At 71.2% G+C, this 17,365-nt stretch carries 18 protein-coding genes; 12 read left to right on the top strand and 6 right to left on the bottom strand.

All coding sequences use genetic code 11. The features are described from left to right. Positions 1–27: 27 nt before the first annotated feature. Complete coding sequence (locus tag ACZ56E_RS17930; RefSeq protein ID WP_471215122.1) at positions 28–852, top strand: potassium channel family protein; 825 nt, start codon at positions 28–30, stop codon at positions 850–852. A gap of 145 nt (positions 853–997) precedes the next feature. Here ACZ56E_RS17930 and ACZ56E_RS17925 read toward each other — a convergent pair whose 3' ends face one another. Together ACZ56E_RS17925 and ACZ56E_RS17920 are read right to left on the bottom strand one after the other, a co-directional pair. Further along, positions 998–1,390 carry a peptidase inhibitor family I36 protein gene (locus tag ACZ56E_RS17925; RefSeq protein ID WP_471215120.1) on the bottom strand — a complete coding sequence of 131 codons (393 nt, stop codon included), beginning with the start codon at positions 1,388–1,390 and terminating at the stop codon, positions 998–1,000. A 218-nt stretch (positions 1,391–1,608) separates the two neighbouring features. After that, the gene (locus ACZ56E_RS17920; RefSeq protein WP_471215118.1) at positions 1,609–3,219 is read right to left on the bottom strand and encodes an MFS transporter; all 1,611 of its coding nucleotides are present in this window, start codon (positions 3,217–3,219) and stop codon (positions 1,609–1,611) included. A gap of 157 nt (positions 3,220–3,376) precedes the next feature. Here ACZ56E_RS17920 and ACZ56E_RS17915 point away from each other — a divergent pair, with 157 nt between their 5' ends. The 3 genes from ACZ56E_RS17915 to ACZ56E_RS17905 all read left to right on the top strand — a co-directional run bounded on the left by ACZ56E_RS17915 (position 3,377) and on the right by ACZ56E_RS17905 (position 6,360). Continuing rightward, positions 3,377–4,039: a TetR family transcriptional regulator gene (locus tag ACZ56E_RS17915; protein ID WP_471215661.1), complete on the top strand. Its 663-nt coding sequence runs from the start codon at positions 3,377–3,379 to the stop codon at positions 4,037–4,039. Between the two features lie 152 nt (positions 4,040–4,191). Next, entirely contained in the window at positions 4,192–5,403 is a 1,212-nt protein-coding gene (locus tag ACZ56E_RS17910; RefSeq protein WP_471215116.1) for an alpha/beta hydrolase, read from the top strand. Between the two features lie 75 nt (positions 5,404–5,478). Next, positions 5,479–6,360 (top strand): DUF4429 domain-containing protein, encoded by an 882-nt coding sequence (locus tag ACZ56E_RS17905; RefSeq protein WP_471215114.1) that lies wholly within the window; start codon positions 5,479–5,481, stop codon positions 6,358–6,360. Between the two features lie 36 nt (positions 6,361–6,396). On the opposite strand, the gene ACZ56E_RS17900 is transcribed toward ACZ56E_RS17905, so the two are convergent. Together ACZ56E_RS17900 and ACZ56E_RS17895 are read right to left on the bottom strand one after the other, a co-directional pair. After that, entirely contained in the window at positions 6,397–7,413 is a 1,017-nt protein-coding gene (locus tag ACZ56E_RS17900; protein WP_471215113.1) for an aldo/keto reductase, read from the bottom strand. 5 nt (positions 7,414–7,418) lie between these two features. Further along, the gene (locus ACZ56E_RS17895; protein WP_468600656.1) at positions 7,419–7,841 is read right to left on the bottom strand and encodes a MerR family transcriptional regulator; all 423 of its coding nucleotides are present in this window, start codon (positions 7,839–7,841) and stop codon (positions 7,419–7,421) included. Positions 7,842–7,955: 114 nt separating this feature from the next. On the opposite strand from ACZ56E_RS17895, the gene ACZ56E_RS17890 reads away from it, so the two are divergent. After that, on the top strand, positions 7,956–8,777 hold the full coding sequence (locus ACZ56E_RS17890; RefSeq protein WP_468600658.1) for a serine hydrolase domain-containing protein: 822 nt from the start codon (positions 7,956–7,958) through the stop codon (positions 8,775–8,777). A 53-nt stretch (positions 8,778–8,830) separates the two neighbouring features. On the opposite strand, the gene ACZ56E_RS17885 is transcribed toward ACZ56E_RS17890, so the two are convergent. After that, a complete protein-coding gene (locus ACZ56E_RS17885; RefSeq protein ID WP_471215110.1) occupies positions 8,831–9,493 on the bottom strand; it encodes a pirin family protein in 663 nt (220 codons plus the stop codon). A gap of 163 nt (positions 9,494–9,656) precedes the next feature. Here ACZ56E_RS17885 and fasR point away from each other — a divergent pair, with 163 nt between their 5' ends. The 5 genes from fasR to fabF all read left to right on the top strand — a co-directional run bounded on the left by fasR (position 9,657) and on the right by fabF (position 14,510). Continuing rightward, positions 9,657–10,796, top strand: a complete 1,140-nt coding sequence (gene fasR, locus ACZ56E_RS17880) for a fatty acid biosynthesis transcriptional regulator FasR (RefSeq protein ID WP_362998357.1) — start codon at positions 9,657–9,659, stop codon at positions 10,794–10,796. A gap of 89 nt (positions 10,797–10,885) precedes the next feature. Next, positions 10,886–11,797, top strand: a complete 912-nt coding sequence (locus tag ACZ56E_RS17875) for an ACP S-malonyltransferase (RefSeq protein ID WP_471215108.1) — start codon at positions 10,886–10,888, stop codon at positions 11,795–11,797. Between the two features lie 28 nt (positions 11,798–11,825). Continuing rightward, entirely contained in the window at positions 11,826–12,830 is a 1,005-nt protein-coding gene (locus tag ACZ56E_RS17870) for a beta-ketoacyl-ACP synthase 3 (protein ID WP_471215107.1), read from the top strand. A 98-nt stretch (positions 12,831–12,928) separates the two neighbouring features. Continuing rightward, positions 12,929–13,177, top strand: a complete 249-nt coding sequence (locus tag ACZ56E_RS17865) for an acyl carrier protein (RefSeq protein ID WP_398297354.1) — start codon at positions 12,929–12,931, stop codon at positions 13,175–13,177. A 70-nt stretch (positions 13,178–13,247) separates the two neighbouring features. Further along, complete coding sequence (gene fabF, locus ACZ56E_RS17860) at positions 13,248–14,510, top strand: beta-ketoacyl-ACP synthase II (RefSeq protein ID WP_471215105.1); 1,263 nt, start codon at positions 13,248–13,250, stop codon at positions 14,508–14,510. A 57-nt stretch (positions 14,511–14,567) separates the two neighbouring features. Here fabF and ACZ56E_RS17855 read toward each other — a convergent pair whose 3' ends face one another. Continuing rightward, the gene (locus ACZ56E_RS17855) at positions 14,568–15,062 is read right to left on the bottom strand and encodes a DUF3145 domain-containing protein (protein WP_398297358.1); all 495 of its coding nucleotides are present in this window, start codon (positions 15,060–15,062) and stop codon (positions 14,568–14,570) included. Positions 15,063–15,403: 341 nt separating this feature from the next. Here ACZ56E_RS17855 and ACZ56E_RS17850 point away from each other — a divergent pair, with 341 nt between their 5' ends. Both ACZ56E_RS17850 and ACZ56E_RS17845 read left to right on the top strand, forming a co-directional pair. Next, entirely contained in the window at positions 15,404–16,312 is a 909-nt protein-coding gene (locus ACZ56E_RS17850; protein ID WP_471215103.1) for an SGNH/GDSL hydrolase family protein, read from the top strand. Positions 16,313–16,357: 45 nt separating this feature from the next. Further along, positions 16,358–17,347, top strand: a complete 990-nt coding sequence (locus ACZ56E_RS17845; RefSeq protein ID WP_471215101.1) for an aldose epimerase family protein — start codon at positions 16,358–16,360, stop codon at positions 17,345–17,347. The last annotated feature ends 18 nt before the right edge of the window (positions 17,348–17,365 follow it).

Here is a 17,365-nt window from a genome sequence, read left to right as displayed (position 1 = left end):
TCCTTCGGCGTTTTCTACGATGCGCCCATGAAGGAAGAACCGGCGCAACCCGCACAGCTCCGCTGGGAGCGGCGCACCCAGCGCCCGCTCCTCGCGCTCGCGGTGGCGTTCGCCGTCGCCTACGCCGTGCCGATCGTGGTGCCCGACGCCGGCCGGGCCGTGACGAAGACCTGCTCGATGGTGGAGTGGTTCGTCTGGGGTGCGTTCGCCGTCGACTACGTCGTGCGTCTCCTCCTCGCCGAGCACCGCGGCCGGTTCGTGCGCACCCACTGGCTGGACCTGTGTGCCGTGCTCCTTCCGATGATTCAGCCGCTGCGGTTGCTGCGGCTCGTCGCCACGCTCACTCTGGTCGGCCGGCGGGCCCGGATGGCATCGCAGATCAGGCTGACGACGTATGTCGTGGGGTCGGTGGTCGGACTGTTGATGTTCGGCTCGCTGGCGGTCCTCTCCGTGGAGCGGGACGCACCGGACGGGAACATCAAGACGCTCGGCGACGCGGTGTGGTGGTCCTTCACCACGATGACGACCGTCGGCTACGGCGATCACGCGCCGACGACGGGCCTCGGCCGGGTGCTCGCGGTCGGTCTGATGCTGTCGGGCATCGCCCTGCTCGGTGTCGTCACCGCGAACATCGCGGCCTGGTTCATCGCCCGCTTCGAGAAGGACGATGCGGAGGAGCGGCGTCAGACAGCCGCGATCGAGGCATTGACAGCCGAGGTGAAGGCGCTGCGGGCGCAGGTGACGGCTCTGTCGGGTGCAGAGCCGGAGGTGGGTGCGGTGCCGGGAGTGGTGGGTGCCGAGCCGCAGGTGGGTGCGGTGCCCCGGCCAGGAGCGGGGAAGCCCGGCGGGTAGCCGGGGCTCCCCGTCCCGGTGAGCGGGGTGAAACGCTCCCCGAGTCCTGGAACATGCGGCGTCGCGCGATCCGGCCGACTCCGCGACCACGTACGGACGCGTGAGCCGGGGCGCTTGCGCGTGGTGTGTCCTCGGGTACCCCCGGTCAGCTCTCCCAGACCTTGAAAGCCCGGACGCGGTAGGGGGATTCGGGAGCCCAGGTGCCGCTGCCCGGATACGTGTTGAACTCGCCGGTCTCGGCGCACTCCGCCGACTGGTACACCGTCACGGGCCGCCCCGTGCGGTTGGCGACGGCCTCCGCGCTGCTCCCCTCCGGCAGCGCGATGCAGCTCTCGATGTCGATGTCCGACAGCTCGTACACATGACGGGGGCCGCGGAAGCCCGCCTTCTCCCAGAGGCAGAGCTCGCCGGCGCCGCAGCCGCGCAGTGTCGGCGGGGCGGCTGCCCCGGCGTGCGTGGGCGTGAGGACGACCGCGGCGAGTGCGGCCAGTACGGCGAGTGCGGTTGCGGTGACGGTCGCGAGTGTGGTCGTACGCATGGATCTTCAACCCCCGTGTGCTGTGGCGCCGTTGGCCACGTGTGCGGATCTTCTGTCTGCACTGTGGACCCGCCGGACCGGCCGTCGGAAGGGGTACGAATGTGCGTCACCCTGATAGGCGAAAGCCCCCCAGGTTCTCCCTGAGGGGCTTCCCCTGATACTCGCGGACTTCGACACTCGCGGACTTCGGCGTCGGTGCGAACTTCGGCGTCGGTGCCTCAGATGTGGCCCACGCCCGCGCCCGCCTCGGCGTTGACGCCGCGCTTGGTCAGGAACGCGACGAAGACCGCGGCCGCGGCGACTCCGGTGGCGACCAGGCAGGCCAGGCCCATGCCCGACATGAAGGTGTCGTGGGCGACCGAGGTGATCTGGTCGGCGACCGACGGCGGAGCCTTCGGCGGCACCGGCGCCACACCGACCTGGACGGCCTCGGCGGCCTTGTCGAGCTCGGCCTCGCTGAGCGGCGGAAGCTTCGCTTCGGCCCAGTTGTCGGGCAGGTCGCTGTCGACCTTCGACGCCATGACCGCGCCGAGGACGGCCGTGCCGAGGCTGCCGCCGATCTGCATCGCGGCCTGCTGGAGACCGCCGGCGACGCCGGAGAGCTCCATCGGCGCGTTGCCCACGATGACCTCCGTCGCGCCGACCATCACCGGAGCGAGGCCGAGGCCGAGGAGCGCGAACCAGATCGACATCAGACCGCTGCCCGTGCCCGCCTCCAGCGTCGACATGCCGTACATGGCGATGGCGGTGAAGAGCATGCCGCCGGCCAGCGGGATGCGCGGGCCCACCTTGGTGATCATCGCGCCCGCCAGCGGCGAGCCGATGATCATCATGCCGGTGAGCGGCAGCAGGTGCAGGCCGCTGTCCACGGGGCTCATCCCGTGCACGTTCTGCAGGTAGAAGGTGACGAAGAAGAGGCCGCCCATGAAGGCGATGGCCATGAGCACCATCAGGACCACGCCCGCGGAGAGCGGCACCGAGCGGAACAGGGCCAGCGGAATGAGCGGTTCCTTGACCTTCGACTCCCAGGCCGCGAAGAGCGCGAAGCTCAGTACGGAGGCGCCGATGAAGGTCCAGGTCAGGCCATCGCCCCAGCCCCACTCCGGGGCCTTGATGAGCGCCCAGACCAGGCAGAACATGGCCGCCGACAGGAGGGCGATGCCGACGACGTCGAAGGACTTCGGCGCGTTCTCCGCGCGGTGGTCCTTGAGGATGACCACGCCGAGCACCACAGCGATGATGCCGACCGGCACGTTGATGAAGAAGACGGACTGCCAGCTGACGTGCTGGACGAGGAGGCCGCCGAGGATCGGGCCGCCGGCCGTGGAGGCGCCGATCACCATGCCCCAGATGCCGATGGCCATGTTGAGCTTCTCGGCGGGGAACGTCGCCCGGAGCAATCCGAGCGCGGCGGGCATCAGGAGGGCGCCGAAGAGCCCCTGGAGCACCCGGAAGGCGACGACCAGCGGGATGGTGTCGGAGAGGCCGATGGCCCCCGAGGCGGCGGCGAAGCCCACCACGCCTATGAGGAAGGTCTGGCGGTGGCCGAAGCGGTCGCCCAGCTTGCCCGCGGTGATCAGCGCGACGGCGAGGGCGAGGAAGTAGCCGTTGGTGATCCACTGCACCTCGGCGAAGGTGGCGCCCAGGTCCTTCTGGATGGCCGGGTTGGCGATCGCCACGATGGTGCCGTCCAGGGCGACCATCATCACGCCGATCGCGACGGCGAAGAGCGTCAGCCAGGGGTGGCCGCGGAGCCCCTTGGCCGGGGCCGGAACGGAGACGGGCTCCGGCGCCTCGTCCGCCTTGTCGACGGTGGTCTGACTAGTCATGCGTTCGAGGTTAGTGACAGCGTCTGACAGTTGACAAACCATTTCACTAGTCGGTAACTGTCACGTGCCTCACAGGTAAGGTGAACTGGGCAAACGGCAGAAAGAGGACCATGGTGTGAAGACCACGCAGCGAGCGACGGACCCCCCGGAGACACGGCTGGAGACCGCCGAGGAGACTTCCCCGGAAACCTCCAGGCCAGGGCTGCGCGAGCGCAAGAAGCAGCGCACCCGGGACACCCTCCTGCGCGTGGCGCTCGAACTCTTCACCACCAAGGGGTACGAGGAGACGACCGTCGACGAGATCGCCGAGGCCGTCGACGTCTCCCAGCGCACGTTCTTCCGCTACTTCGCCAACAAGCAGGAAGCCGCCTTCGCGGTCCAGGAGATGGTGGAGGCCCGCTTCGTCCGGGCCCTGCGCGACCGCCCCGCCCACGAGGCCCCGCTGGTGGCGCTGCGCGGCGCCGTGCTCGGCGCCTGGGAGGCGATGGGCCAGTCCATCGAGGAGGTCGTCCCGGTCGAACTGCACATGCGGACCTACCAGATGATCGAGTCGACACCCGCCCTGCTCGCCGTCCACCTGCGCCGCTCCATCGAGATGGAGGACGAGGTCGCCCGCGTGATCGCCGAGCGCGAGGGGCTCGACGTGGACAGCGACCCGCGCCCGCGCGTGGCCGTGGCCGCCTTCAGCGGCGTCATGCGCGTGACGGGGCGACTGTGGGGCGCGGGCGAGGACACCAGCCCGGAGTCGATCCGCGACCTCACGGAGACCTACCTCGACCATCTGGGGCCCGCCCTGGCCGGGGAGTGGCGCGCCCCCTGAGGCAACCGGCCGGAGCCGTCCCTACGTTGAGCAGTCGCCTATACACCCTGGGTCGCTCAATGTGTCCGCTTCGCCTCAATTACCCCTACGGAAACGTGATCTGCCTCACGCGATGCACGGTAAACATCACGATTCTCCTAGGGTGTTCCGTAGTGACTTCCTTCGACTCATCCCCTCAACTCAACGCCTGGCGCGCGCTGCTCGCGCTCGCCGTCGTGTTCGTCATGCTCGCGACCACGGGCTGGACCGCCGTGCGCCACAACAGGGGCGACGCGTCGCCCCTGGAGGCCGCCCTCACCGCCTGGGAGAAGGGCAGCATCGACGGACGCGCGCTGCCCGACCCGGACGGCCCCGCGGGCCGGCTCGCCCACTTCTTCACCTCGCTCGACAAGCAGCAGCGCCACCGGCTCGCCGCCCGCTACCCGCTCGCGGTCGGCAACATGAACGGCGCGCCCGCCGAGCTCCGCTACCGCGCCAACCACATCGCGCTGGGGCAGGCCCGCAAGGTCGAGCGCCAGCGCATGCGCGACAACCGCCTCTCCCCGCTGGGGAAGCAGGAGGCCGAGCGCAGAATGAAGCGGTTCGGGGTGATGATGCGTCCCGGGCGACAGGTGCTCGCCTTCGATCCCATGGGCTCCGGGCGCATGGCCGAGGTCTTCGGGGACATGGACAAGGCCCGCCGGGTGTCGGTGGTCGTGCCCGGCGTCGACACGAACGTACTGACTTTCGAGCGGACGTTCCGCAAATACTCGGCGCCGGTGGGCATGGCGAAGGCGCTCTACCGCGAGGAGCGTGCGGTGAATCCCCGCGCGCGTACCGCCGTGATCGCCTGGGCCGACTACACCGCGCCCGTCGGGATCGGCGTGGACGCGGCGACGGCGATGCGCGCCGAGGACGGGGCCAAGCGCCTCGACTCCCTGGTGCGCGGCCTCCCCGGCCGCACTCCGGTCGCGCTGTACTGCCACAGCTACGGCTCCGTAGTGTGCGGTGTGGCCGCGCGGAAGCTGCCCCCGCGGGTCACGGACATCGCGGTGGCCGGCAGTCCGGGCATGCGCGCCGACTCGGCTTCGCATCTGGGGACGAAGGCCCGGGTCTGGGCGACCCGTGACGGCGACGACTGGATCCAGGACGTGCCGAACATGGAGATCGGCGGGCTCGGCCACGGTGCCGACCCGGTGGCCGTCGGCTTCGGCGCGCGAATCCTCTCCGCGGCCGGCGCGCGGGGCCACACCGGCTATTTCGAGCCGGGCACGGAGAGCCTCCGCAACTTCGCGGAAATCGGCACCGGTGCGTACCACTCGGTGCGGTGCGCGAGCGACGACGACGCCTGCCGGAAGGGTATTTCCGGCGCGGCGGCGGCCTGACGCGCGTAGAAATCGATGAAACAGCGGCCCGCCGCAGGAGGGACGGAGGCGCTCGTGCCGCCTACGATGAGCCGCATGGGTGATGTTCTGGCCGGATTTCATGCCGCCTGGGAGTTCGAGTCCGACTCCGTGCTCATCCGCTTCGAACGGGGAATCCGCACGCCGAAGCTCTTCCAGGCTCTCGGTGAACGGCGCATCCCCCATGAGGCGATCGCGGCGGTGACGCTCTCCCCCGGCAAACGCGGGACCGTGGTGCTGCACGCCGTGCCGAGACCGGGCGCCGATCCTCTGATGGAGGCCGCGGCGGGCCAGCTCAAGGAGGGCAGCGACCCGTACCGCCTGGTGCTGCCCGCGGAGCGGGAGACGCTCGCCGAGTACTACGCGGACGAGCTGCGGGCCCGGCTCGCGCCGGACGTCGGCGAGCCCGCGGACCGTTTCGTCGTGGCCGCCCCCGAGGCGCCCCTGCAGTTCAAGGCGTACGACGGGAAGGCGTCCTTCGACGGCAAGCTGGTCTCCTTCCGCTGGTTCTGGACGGGCGCGTCTTCGGCGAAGTGGAAGGCCGGGGACCAGAGCTTCCCCGTCACGGACCTGTGCGGCATCGAATGGCGCTCGCCGGAGGTCTTCGAGGGCCATCTGCGGCTGCTCCGCCGCGACACCCCGGTCCAGCAGCCGGGGCAGGCCGATCAGGACCCGGCGGCCGTCGTCTTCGGCCTGGGCTACGGCCCGGTCCACGAGTCGCTGCCGTTCGCCGCGTCGGTCCTCGCCGCGGTCCGCGCGTCGAGCCCGGCCCTGCTGCCCGACGGCGTCGGCGCGGGCGCTCCCGCGGTGCCGGTCGTGCGCCGCGATCCGGCGGACATCGCGGACCGCATCCGGCACCTCGGCGAGCTGCACCAGGCCGGCCTGCTCACGGACGACGAGTTCACGATGAAGAAGGCCGAGCTGCTTGCGGAGCTCTGACCGGGTGCCGCTCCCGCAGCTCCCGGCCGCTCCGCGCTACTCCCGGCCCGCCGAGGTGAAGGTCATGTCGGCGTAGCGGTTGCCCGCGACCTCGGCGGCGATCGGGTCGAGCAGGGCGAGGTCGTCGTCGGTGAGGGTGATGCGGGTGGCCGCGGTGTTCTCCTCGACGCGGGTGGGCCTGCGGGTGCCGGGGATCGGGACGACGGGGAGGCCGTGGACCGCGGCCCGCTGCTGGACCCAGGCCAGGGCGACCTGCCCGAGGCTCGCTCCGTGGGCGTCGGCGACGGAGCGGACCGGGGCCAGGAGCGCGGCGTTGGCGGTGGCGTTCTCGCCGGTGAAGCGGGGCTGCTGGCGGCGGAAGTCGTCCTCGCCGAGCTCCTTGTCCGCGTGGGTGAAGGAGCCGGTGAGGAAGCCGCGGCCGAGCGGGGAGTAGGGCACGAGGGCCACGCCGAGGTCGGCGGCCGCGGGGACCACGGTCCGCTCGATGTCGCGGCTGAAGAGCGACCATTCCGACTGGACCGCTGCGATGGGGTGGACGGCGTGCGCGGCGCGCAGCTCGGCGCCGGTGACCTCGCTCAGGCCGATGTGCTTGACCTTGCCCGCGGCGACGAGCTCGGACAGCGCGCCGACCGTCTCCTCGATGGGCACGTCCGGGTCGCGGCGGTGCATGTAGTAGAGGTCGACGACGTCCGTGCCGAGGCGGCGCAGGCTGGCGTCGATGCTGGCGCGGATGTACTCCGGGGAGTTGTCGATGCGCCGCTTCGTCGGTTCGGCCGGGTCGATGGCCAGGGCGAACTTGGTGGCGATGACGATCTCGTCGCGGTGTGCCTTGACGAAGGGGGCAAGGAACTCCTCGTTCTCGCCCATGCCGTAGACGTCGGCGGTGTCGTAGAGGGTGACGCCCAGTTCCAGGGCGCGGTCCAGAGTGGCCCTGGCCTCGCCGGCGTCCGTGGGGCCGTACGCGAAGCTCATGCCCATGCAGCCGAGGCCCTGGACGCCTACCTCCGGGCCTTCGCCGCCGAGTCGCACCTTCGTGATGTTTGTGTCCGTCATCGTGTTCAGGGCCTTTCCGACGCCCGCCGGGCGCCCGCGTATGTGTCGATCTTGTAGTCGAGGACGGCGAGGGTGTCCTGCAGCTCCGCGATGCGGGCGCGGACGTCGCGCCGGGTGCTCTCCAGGAGTTCCTGGCGCTCGGGGAAGGTGTGCTCGCCCTCGCGCACCAGTTCCGCGTAACGGACCATGTCCGCGACGGGCATCCCGGTCAGGCGCAGCTTGCCGACGAAGGCGAGCCAGTCCAGGTCGCGGCTGCTGTAGCGGCGCTGGCCCGTGTGGGAGCGGTCGATGTGCGGCATCAGGCCGATCCGCTCGTACCAGCGCAGGGTGTACGCGGAGAGGCCGGTACGGTCGGCGACTTCGCTGATCGTGTAGCGGTCCTCCCCGTTCGGGCGGGTTGCTGCGCTCCTGGTCTCCGTCACCGTCATGCCCACACGCTAGAACCTTGGAGTGCACTCCAGGCAAGCGGGAATCCGCGGCCACCGGCGGATGCGGAGACCCCTCGATGCGGCTGGACCCGGCGGGCGCTTAGGCTCGGGGGCATGCAGAGCCTGGCGTTGATCGAGAACTGGCCGGTCCCCACCGCTGCCGCGGCTGTCGTCCGTGCGGACGGCACCGTCGTCGGGACGCACGGCCCCACGGACCGGCGGTTCGCCCTCGCCTCGGTCACCAAGCCCGTCGCGGCGTACGCGGCCCTCGTGGCGTACGAGGAGGGGGCGATCGAGCTCGACGAGCCCGCCGGGCCCGAAGGGTCGACGGTGCGGCATCTGCTGGCACACACCAGCGGCCTCGCGTTCGACGAGCACCGGGTGACGTCGGCCCCGGGGACGCGGCGGCTGTACTCGAACGCGGGCTTCGAGGTGCTGGGCGATCACATCGCCAAGGCGACGGACATTCCCTTCGCGGAGTATCTGCGGCAGGCGGTGCTCGAGCCGCTCGGCATGACCGCGACCACGCTGGAGGGCGAGGGGTCGCCCGCCAAGGACGGGGTGTCCACGGTCGACGACCTGGTCAGGTTCGCCGCGGAGGTCCAGGCCCCCCGGCTGCTCGACGCGCGGACCGTGGCGGCGGCGATGACGGTGACGTACCCGGGCCTGAAGGGCGTCCTGCCGGGATACGGGCACCAGAATCCGAACGACTGGGGGCTCGGGTTCGAGATCCGGGACTCCAAGGCGCCGCACTGGACGGGGAGTTCCTCGTCGCCCCGGACCTTCGGGCACTTCGGGCAGGCGGGGACGTTCCTGTGGATCGACCCGGACGCGGGGGCCGCCTGTGTCGCCCTCACCGACCGGCCCTTCGGACCGTGGGCCGTCGAGGTGTGGCCCCCGTTCACGGACGCGGTGCTCGCCGAGCTGCGCGGGTGATCGGCCACCCGCTCCCCTAAGGGCCCAAAGGGCTTTACAGGGCCGTACAGGGCTCAAGGGGCGTCCGTCATCTCCCAGATCAGGAGTTCCGCCGCCTCCTCGGCCACCCCTTCCAGGCCCGCCTCCCCGCTGATCCGCGCCGAGTCGCCCGGCCCCAACCGCTCCCCCGCCAGGGCCACTTCGCCGCGCACCACATGGACGTACACGAAGGGCGCGGCCGGGACCGCGAGCCGCTCGCCCGCCGCCGGGCGGCGCACATGGAGCAGCGCCCCCGCGCCGGGCACCGCGTACGGCGTCGAGTCGGCGATGCCGCGCACCACTTCGTAGGCCGGGTCGCCGCCCGGGGCGAGAGGGGCGAGCCACATCTGGACGAAGACGAGCGGGGTCGCGCCGTCATTGCGTTCCACATGGCGGACGCCGCCCGCGGCGGACAGATGCTGCACGTCGCCGGGGCGGACCAGGGACGCGTTGCCCGTCGAGTCCCGGTGGGTGAGCTCGCCCTCGACGACCCAGGTGACGATCTCGGTGTGGCTGTGCGGGTGTTCGTCGAAGCCGGCGCCGGGGGCGAGGCGCTCTTCGTTGCAGGCCAGGACCGCGCCGAAGCGGAGGTTGTCGGGGTCGTAGTGAGGCCCGAAGGAGAAGGCGTGGCAGGACTCGATGCCGGCCGCGGTCTCCCCGCCGCGGTACCGGTCGCCGGAGCGCCGTACATCAATCACGCACCCCACCGTAGCCCCGGCACCGCACGTCCCCGCCCCGATAAGGCAGTCTTGTCCCGTGCCCGAACCCTCAGCGAACGAAGCCCATCAGGAGTCCCGCCGCGAATCCCGCCCGGAGTCCGGCCAGGACGCCCGCCGCTCCGCCCACGCCCACACCGCGACCCTGAAGCGTCTGGAGAAGTCGTCGGGGAGCCTCGCGGCGCAGGCCATCGCGCGGATGGACGAGACGCTGTCCTGGTACCGGGCGATGCCTCCGGAGAACCGCTCCTGGATCGGTCTGGTCGCGCAGGCCGGTATCGCCGCGTTCACCGAGTGGTTCCGGCACCCGGACGCCCCCCAGGCCATCTCCACCGATGTCTTCGGCACCGCTCCCCGCGAGCTGACCAGGGCGATCACCCTGCGCCAGACCGTGGAGATGGTGCGTACGACGATCGAGGTGATGGAGTCCGCGATCGACGAGGTCGCGGCCCCCGGCGACGAGTCCGTGCTGCGGGAGGCCCTGCTCGTCTACGCCCGCGAGATCGCCTTCGCCACCGCGCAGGTGTACGCGCAGGCCGCCGAGGCACGCGGTGCCTGGGACGCCCGCCTGGAGTCCCTGGTCGTGAACGCGGTGCTGTCCGGGGAGGCCGACGAGGGAGCCGTCTCGCGCGCCGCCGCGCTCGGCTGGAACTCCCCCGACCATGTGTGCGTGGTGCTCGGCACCGCCCCCGACGGCGACAGCGAGCTCACCGTCGAAGCCATCCGCCGCGCCGCCCGGCACGCGAAGCTGCAGGTCCTGACCGGTGTCCTCGGCACCCGCCTGGTCGTCATCGCGGGCGGCAACGACAATCCGCTGCATGTGGCGAAGTCCTTGATCGGGCCGTACGCCGCCGGTCCCGTGGTGGCCGGGCCGATCGTCCCCGACCTGCTCGCGGCGACCCGCTCCGCGCAGGCCGCGGCCGCCGGACTCAAGGCGTCCGCCGCCTGGCAGGACGCCCCGCGGCCGGTCCTCGCGGACGATCTGCTGCCGGAGCGCGCGATGGCGGGGGATCCGGCGGCCCGTGAGCAGCTGGTGGAGGAGATCTACAGACCGCTCGAGGAGGCGGGTTCCGCGCTCCTGGAGACGCTGAGTGTCTACCTGGAGCAGGCGAGCAGCCTCGAAGGGGCGGCCCGGATGCTCTTTGTTCATCCCAACACCGTGCGCTACCGGCTCCGACGTGTGACTGACGTCACCGGTTGGTCACCTTCCGATGTGCGCTCCGCGTTCACGCTGCGGATCGCGCTGATCCTGGGACGTCTGGCCGACGCGGATCTTCAATCGTAGGGTTTTGTCGAGCTCCTACAATTCCCCCAGCGGTTCTTCGTCCCTGTCCCCACGGGCGGCCCCCACCGTCCACAAGAGAGAGTGTAAGAGTGCTCGTACTCGTCGCTCCCGGCCAAGGCGCTCAGACGCCCGGCTTCCTGACCCCCTGGCTCGACCTCCCCGGCGCCGCCGACCGCATCGCCGCCTGGTCCGACGCCATCGGGCTCGACCTCGCCCATTACGGCACCCAGGCCGACGCGGACGCGATCCGCGACACGGCCGTGGCCCAGCCGCTGCTCGTGGCCGCCGGACTGCTCTCCGCCGCGGCACTCGGTGACATCACGCCGGGCGCCGTCGCCGGACACAGCGTCGGCGAGATCACCGCCGCCGCGTACGCCGGTGTGCTCACCGACGACGCCGCCCTGGGCTTCGTCCGCACCCGCGGCCTGGCGATGGCGGAGGCCGCCGCGGTCACGCGGACCGGTATGGCGGCGCTGCTCGGCGGCGACCCCGAGGTCACCGTCCCGCACCTGGAGAAGCTCGGCCTGACCCCGGCGAACGTGAACGGCGCAGGTCAGATCGTGGCAGCGGGTACGCTGGAACAGCTGGAGGCCCTGCAGGCCGACAAGCCCGAAGGTGTCCGCAAGGTCGTCGCCCTCAAGGTCGCGGGCGCGTTCCACACGGAGCACATGGCGCCCGCCGTGGCCAAGCTGGAGCAGGCCGCGGCCGGTCTCACCGCCGCCGACCCGACGATTCCGTACGTGTCGAACCGCGACGGCAGGACCGTCGACACCGGTGCCGACGTGATCTCCCGCCTGGTCGGCCAGGTCGCCAACCCGGTCCGCTGGGATCTGTGCATGGAGACCTTCCAGGAGCTCGGTGTGACGGCGCTGGTCGAGGTGTGCCCCGGTGGCACCCTGACCGGTCTGGCCAAGCGGGCCCTGAAGGGCGTGCAGACCCTCGCGGTGAAGACCCCCGACGACCTCGACGCGGCCCGCGCGCTCGTCGCCGAGCATTCCTGAGCCGACGACAGACAAGGAGCCGTAGCGCATGTCGAAGATCAAGGCCGGCAAGGGCCATCCGTACGCGCGGATCATGGGCGTCGGCGGCTACCGGCCCACCCGCGTCGTGCCGAACGAGGTCATCCTCGAGACGATCGACTCGTCCGACGAGTGGATCCGCTCCCGCTCCGGCATCGCGACCCGCCACTGGGCCTCCGACGAGGAGACCGTGGCCGCGATGTCGATCGAGGCGTCGGGCAAGGCGATCGCGGACGCGGGCATCACGCCCGCTCAGATCGGTGCCGTGATCGTCTCCACCGTCTCGCACTTCAAGCAGACCCCGGCCATCGCGACCGAGATCGCGGACAAGATCGGCGCGGGCAAGCCCGCCGCGTTCGACATCTCCGCGGGCTGCGCCGGCTTCGGCTACGGCCTGACGCTGGCCAAGGGCATGGTCGTCGACGGCTCCGCCGAGTACGTCCTGGTGATCGGCGTGGAGCGGCTGAGCGACCTCACCGACCTGCACGACCGCGCGACGGCCTTCCTCTTCGGGGACGGCGCGGGCGCCGTGGTCGTGGGCCCCGCCAAGGAGCCGATGATCGGCCCGACGGTCTGGGGCTCGGAGGGCGACAAGGCCGAGACGATCAAGCAGACCGAGTCCTGGGAGGTGTACCGCGACGGCGGTGCGCCCGCCAAGTTCCCCGCGATCACCCAGGAGGGCCAGGCGGTCTTCCGCTGGGCCGTGTTCGAGATGGCGAAGGTCGCCCAGCAGGCGCTGGACGCGGCCGGAATCACCGCGGACGACCTGGATGTCTTCATTCCGCACCAGGCCAACGAGCGGATCATCGACTCGATGGTGAAGACTCTGAAACTGCCCGAACACGTCACGGTCGCCCGTGACGTGCGCACCACCGGCAACACCTCGGCCGCCTCGATCCCGCTCGCGATGGAGCGGCTCCTGGCGACCGGCGAGGCGAAGAGCGGCGACACCGCGCTCGTCATCGGCTTCGGGGCGGGTCTCGTGTACGCCGCCACGGTCGTTACCCTCCCCTAGGCATCTCGTCCGGATCTTCCGATCCGTACAACTGTGCCCAGCCTGCCGCTGCCGCGGCGGGCGCCCCACCCTCTGGATCCACAAGAAGGAGCGCCAACATGGCCGCCACTGAGAAGGAGATCGTTGACGGTCTCGCCGAGATCGTGAACGAGATCGCCGGCATCCCGGTCGAGGACGTCCAGCTGGACAAGTCCTTCACCGACGACCTGGACGTCGACTCGCTGTCCATGGTCGAGGTCGTCGTCGCCGCCGAAGAGCGCTTCGACGTCAAGATCCCGGACGACGACGTCAAGAACCTCAAGACGGTCGGCGACGCGACCAAGTACATCCTCGAGCACCAGAGCTGACCCAGCTCGTGCTCAGTCGCCACCCGGCGGTGGCGCCGCTGATCCCCTCAACACCGTGGAGAATTTTCCTGTGAACTCGACCAATCGCACCGTGGTCGTCACCGGTATCGGCGCAACCACACCGCTGGGTGGCGACGCAGCCTCGACGTGGGAGGGCCTGCTCGCGGGCCGTTCCGGCGTCAGCACGCTGGAGCAGGACTGGGCAGCCGAGCTGCCGGTCCGCATCGCCGGTCAGATCGCCGTGGAGCCGGGCGAGGTCATCCCCCGCCCGCAGGCCCGCAAGCTGGACCGGTCGGCGCAGTTCGCGCTGATCGCGGCCAAGGAGGCCTGGGCGGACGCCGGCTACACCGCCAAGGCGGGCGAGGACACTTCGGTGGACCCGCACCGTCTCGGCGCGGTCATCGCGTCCGGCATCGGCGGCGTGACCACGCTCCTCGACCAGTACGACGTGCTCAAGGAGAAGGGCGTACGCCGCGTCTCCCCGCACACCGTGCCGATGCTGATGCCCAACTCCCCGGCGGCCAACGTCGGCATCGAGCTGGGCGCCCACGCGGGCGTCCACACCCCGGTGTCGGCCTGCGCCTCGGGCGCGGAGGCCATCGGCTACGCGATCGAGATGATCCGTACCGGCCGCGCCGACGTCGTCGTCGCGGGCGGCACGGAGGCGGCGATCCACCCGCTGCCCATCGTCGCGTTCGGCAACATGATGGCGATGTCCAAGAACAACGACGACCCGCAGGGCGCCTCGCGGCCCTACGACGCGGACCGCAACGGCTTCGTGCTCGGCGAGGGCGCCGGTGTGATCGTCCTTGAGTCCGAGGAGCACGCCAAGGCCCGCGGCGCGAAGATCTACGCGGAGGCCGTCGGCCAGGGCATCTCGGCCGACGCCCACCACATCACGCAGCCCGAGCCGTCCGGCAACGGCATCGCCGCGGCGCTGCAGAACCTGGTCGACACGACGGACCTCAAGCCCGCCGAGATCGTGCACGTGAACGCGCACGCGACCTCGACGCCGCAGGGTGACGTCGCGGAGATCAAGGCGCTGCGCAAGGCGTTCGGCGACGACGTGGACCACATGGCGATCTCCAGCACCAAGTCGATGACCGGTCACCTGCTCGGTGGCGCGGGCGGCGTGGAGACCGTGGCCACGGTCCTCGCGCTCAAGCACCGTGTCGCCCCGCCGACGATCAACATCGACAACCTCGACCCCGAGGTCGACGCGGACATCGTCCGCGGCGAGGCCCGTCCGCTGCCCGAGGGCACGATCGCGGCGCTGAACGACTCGTTCGGCTTCGGCGGCCACAACGTGGTCCTGGCGTTCCGCAGCGTCTGAGCCTTCCGCACGTAACGCGAAGGGGCCCCACCATTCGGTGGGGCCCCTTCGCGTAGGTCAGACCACTTGGTGCAGCCAGCGCACGGGTGCCCCCTCGCCCGCGTACCGGAAGGGCTCCAGCTCGTCGTCCCAGGGCTTGCCGAGGAGCTTGGCCAGCTCCGCCTCCAGGTTGCTCTCGCCGCGCTGCGAGCGGGCCAGGGCGGCGCGGAGCCGGTCCTCGGGGACCAGGATGTCGCCGTGGATGCCGGTCACGGCGTGGTAGATGCCGAGCTCGGGCGTGGCGCTGTAGCGCTCGCCCTCGGCGCTGGTGCAGGGCTCCGCCGTGACCTCGAAGCGCAGCAGATCCCAGCCGCGCAGGGCGGAGGCGAGCTTGGACGCGGTGCCCACCGAGCCCTGCCAGGAGAATTCGGATCTCCAGGTGCCCGGCGCGGCGGGCTGCCTGATCCAGTCGAGGCTCACACGCGCACCGAGCACGCCCGCGACAGCCCACTCGACGTGTGGGCACAGCGCGCGCGGAGCGGAGTGCACGTACAGAACTCCACGTGTCGTCACCGGGACCTCCAGTGTGGGTCGAGGTTCGCCTTCCCCAGCGGCCTCGCGCCCGTGCCGAGCAGTTTTCCCCAAATACTAGATAAACCTGGGAAAAGGGGACAGATGTGACGTGATGTAATTTAGCGGAACCACCGCAGCGGGGCGCCACCGGGTGGACCACCCGCCTGTCGCTGCCGTGACAGCAGTGGTCCGGCGGCTACGGGCCGAGGCTACCGTGCGGCGGCGCAAGGAGTGTGACGTACCGTCGGTCCGAAGGCCAGGAAACTCCGACCTTTCACCCGGCGGGGCGCAACCCCGGCCACCCGCACGACGTCACGTTGAACGACAGAGGGGAGCAGGGGATGCGGAACCGCAGGCACCGCTCACGTGCCGCCGTCGCCCTCGCGACGACGGCGCTTCTCTGCGGCGGTGCGCTCACCGCGTGCGACGCCCAGGGCGGCAACTCCGGGGCGCCCGGCGGCTCGTCCGCCCACAAGCCGTCCCCGAAACCCACTCCCGCCTGGGACACCTCGCCCCGCTCGCTGGCGGCCGTGGGCGACTCCATCACCCGCGGCTTCGACGCCTGCTCGGTGCTCTCCGACTGCCCCGAGGCGTCCTGGGCGACCGGCACCGACGCCGAGATCAACAGCCTGGCGACGCGGCTGCTCGGGAAGGGGCGCGCCGCCACGCACAGTTGGAACCACGCGAAGACCGGCGCCCGCATGGCGGATCTGACCGGGCAGGTCGAGGCGGCCGCCAGCGAGCGCCCCGAGCTGGTCACGGTGATGACGGGCGCCAACGACGCCTGCCGCTCGTCCGCCGCCGCGATGACGCCGGTCGCGCAGTTCCGCGCCGACTTCCAGAAGGCGATGCGCACCCTGCGCCGCGAGCTGCCGAAGGCGCAGGTGTACGTGGCGTCCGTGCCGGATCTGAAGCGGCTCTGGTCCCAGGGGCGGACCAATCCGCTGGGCAAGCAGGTGTGGAAGCTGGGCATCTGCGCCTCCATGCTGGCCGACCCGGACGACCTGGACGCGCGGGCGACGCAGCGGCGCGACGCGGTGCGGGACCGCGTGGTCGCGTACAACGAAGTCCTCAAAGAGGTGTGTGAGAAGGACCGGCGCTGCCGGCACGACGGCGGGGCGGTCTTCGACTACCGCTTCGACGGCGACCAGTTGAGCCACTGGGACTGGTTCCACCCCAGCAAGAACGGCCAGGCGCGGCTCGCCGAGATCGCCTACCGGCAGGTGACGTCGAAGAAGCCCGTGGCATAGCCGGAGGAGGGCGCTCCGGGCGGGGGCGCGGCTAGGGTCTCGATCATGCGCAGTGAACTCTTCGGGACGCTTCCCGACGGCAGCCCCGTCCACCGCTGGACGCTGGAGAGGGCCGGGGTGCGGGTGCGCGTCCTGTCGTACGGCGGGATCGTGCAGTCGGTGGAGGTCCCCGACCGGTCGGGGCGCGCGGCGCCCGTGGCGCTGGGCTTCGAGGGACTCGACGGTTATCTGGCGCATCCGGGGCCGTACTTCGGGGCGCTGGTGGGGCGGTACGCGAACCGGATCGCAGGCGGTTCCTTCGCCGTCGACGGGCGGACGTACGACCTCGCGCGGAACAACGGGCCCAACGCGCTGCACGGTGGCGAGCGCGGCTTCGACAAGCACGTCTGGGACGCGGAGCCTGCGGGCGGGCACGGGGTGCGGCTCTCGCGGGTCTCGCCCGACGGCGAGGAGGGCTATCCCGGGCGGCTCGCGGTCTCGGCGACGTACGCGCTGGACGAGGCGGGGGCGCTGCGGATCGCGTACGAGGCGACGACCGACGCGCCGACCGTCGTGAACCTCACCAACCACACGTACTGGAACCTCGCCGGGGCGGGGTCGGGCAGCGCGCTCGGGCACGAGGTGCGGATCGCGGCCTCCCGCTTCACGCCGACGGACGGCGCCGGGATTCCGACGGGGGCGTACGAGGACGTCGCGGGGACCCGGTTCGACTTCCGTGCGGCGCGCGGGGCCGGGCCCGGCTACGACCACAACTATGTGCTGGACAAGGGGGTCACGGCGGAGCCGGTCGAGGTGGCCGGGCTATGCGATCCCGGCTCCGGCCGGGTCCTGACCGTCGCGACGACGGAGCCGGGCCTCCAGCTCTACACAGCGGACCACTTCGCCCCGGAGCTGCCGTTCGTGCCCTGCGGCGGGATCGCGCTGGAGACCCAGCGGTTTCCCGACTCGCCGCACCGGCCGCACTTTCCTTCCGCGGTGCTGCGTCCTGGCGAGGTGTACGCGTCGGAGACGGTGTACGGCTTCTCGGTGCGGTGAGGTCGGGGGGTTCCTCTT

The organism is Streptomyces sp. NPDC039480 (assembly GCF_055597165.1).
Note: the sequence above shows the minus strand (reverse complement) of the source record. Positions and strands in the feature narration are given on the sequence as shown.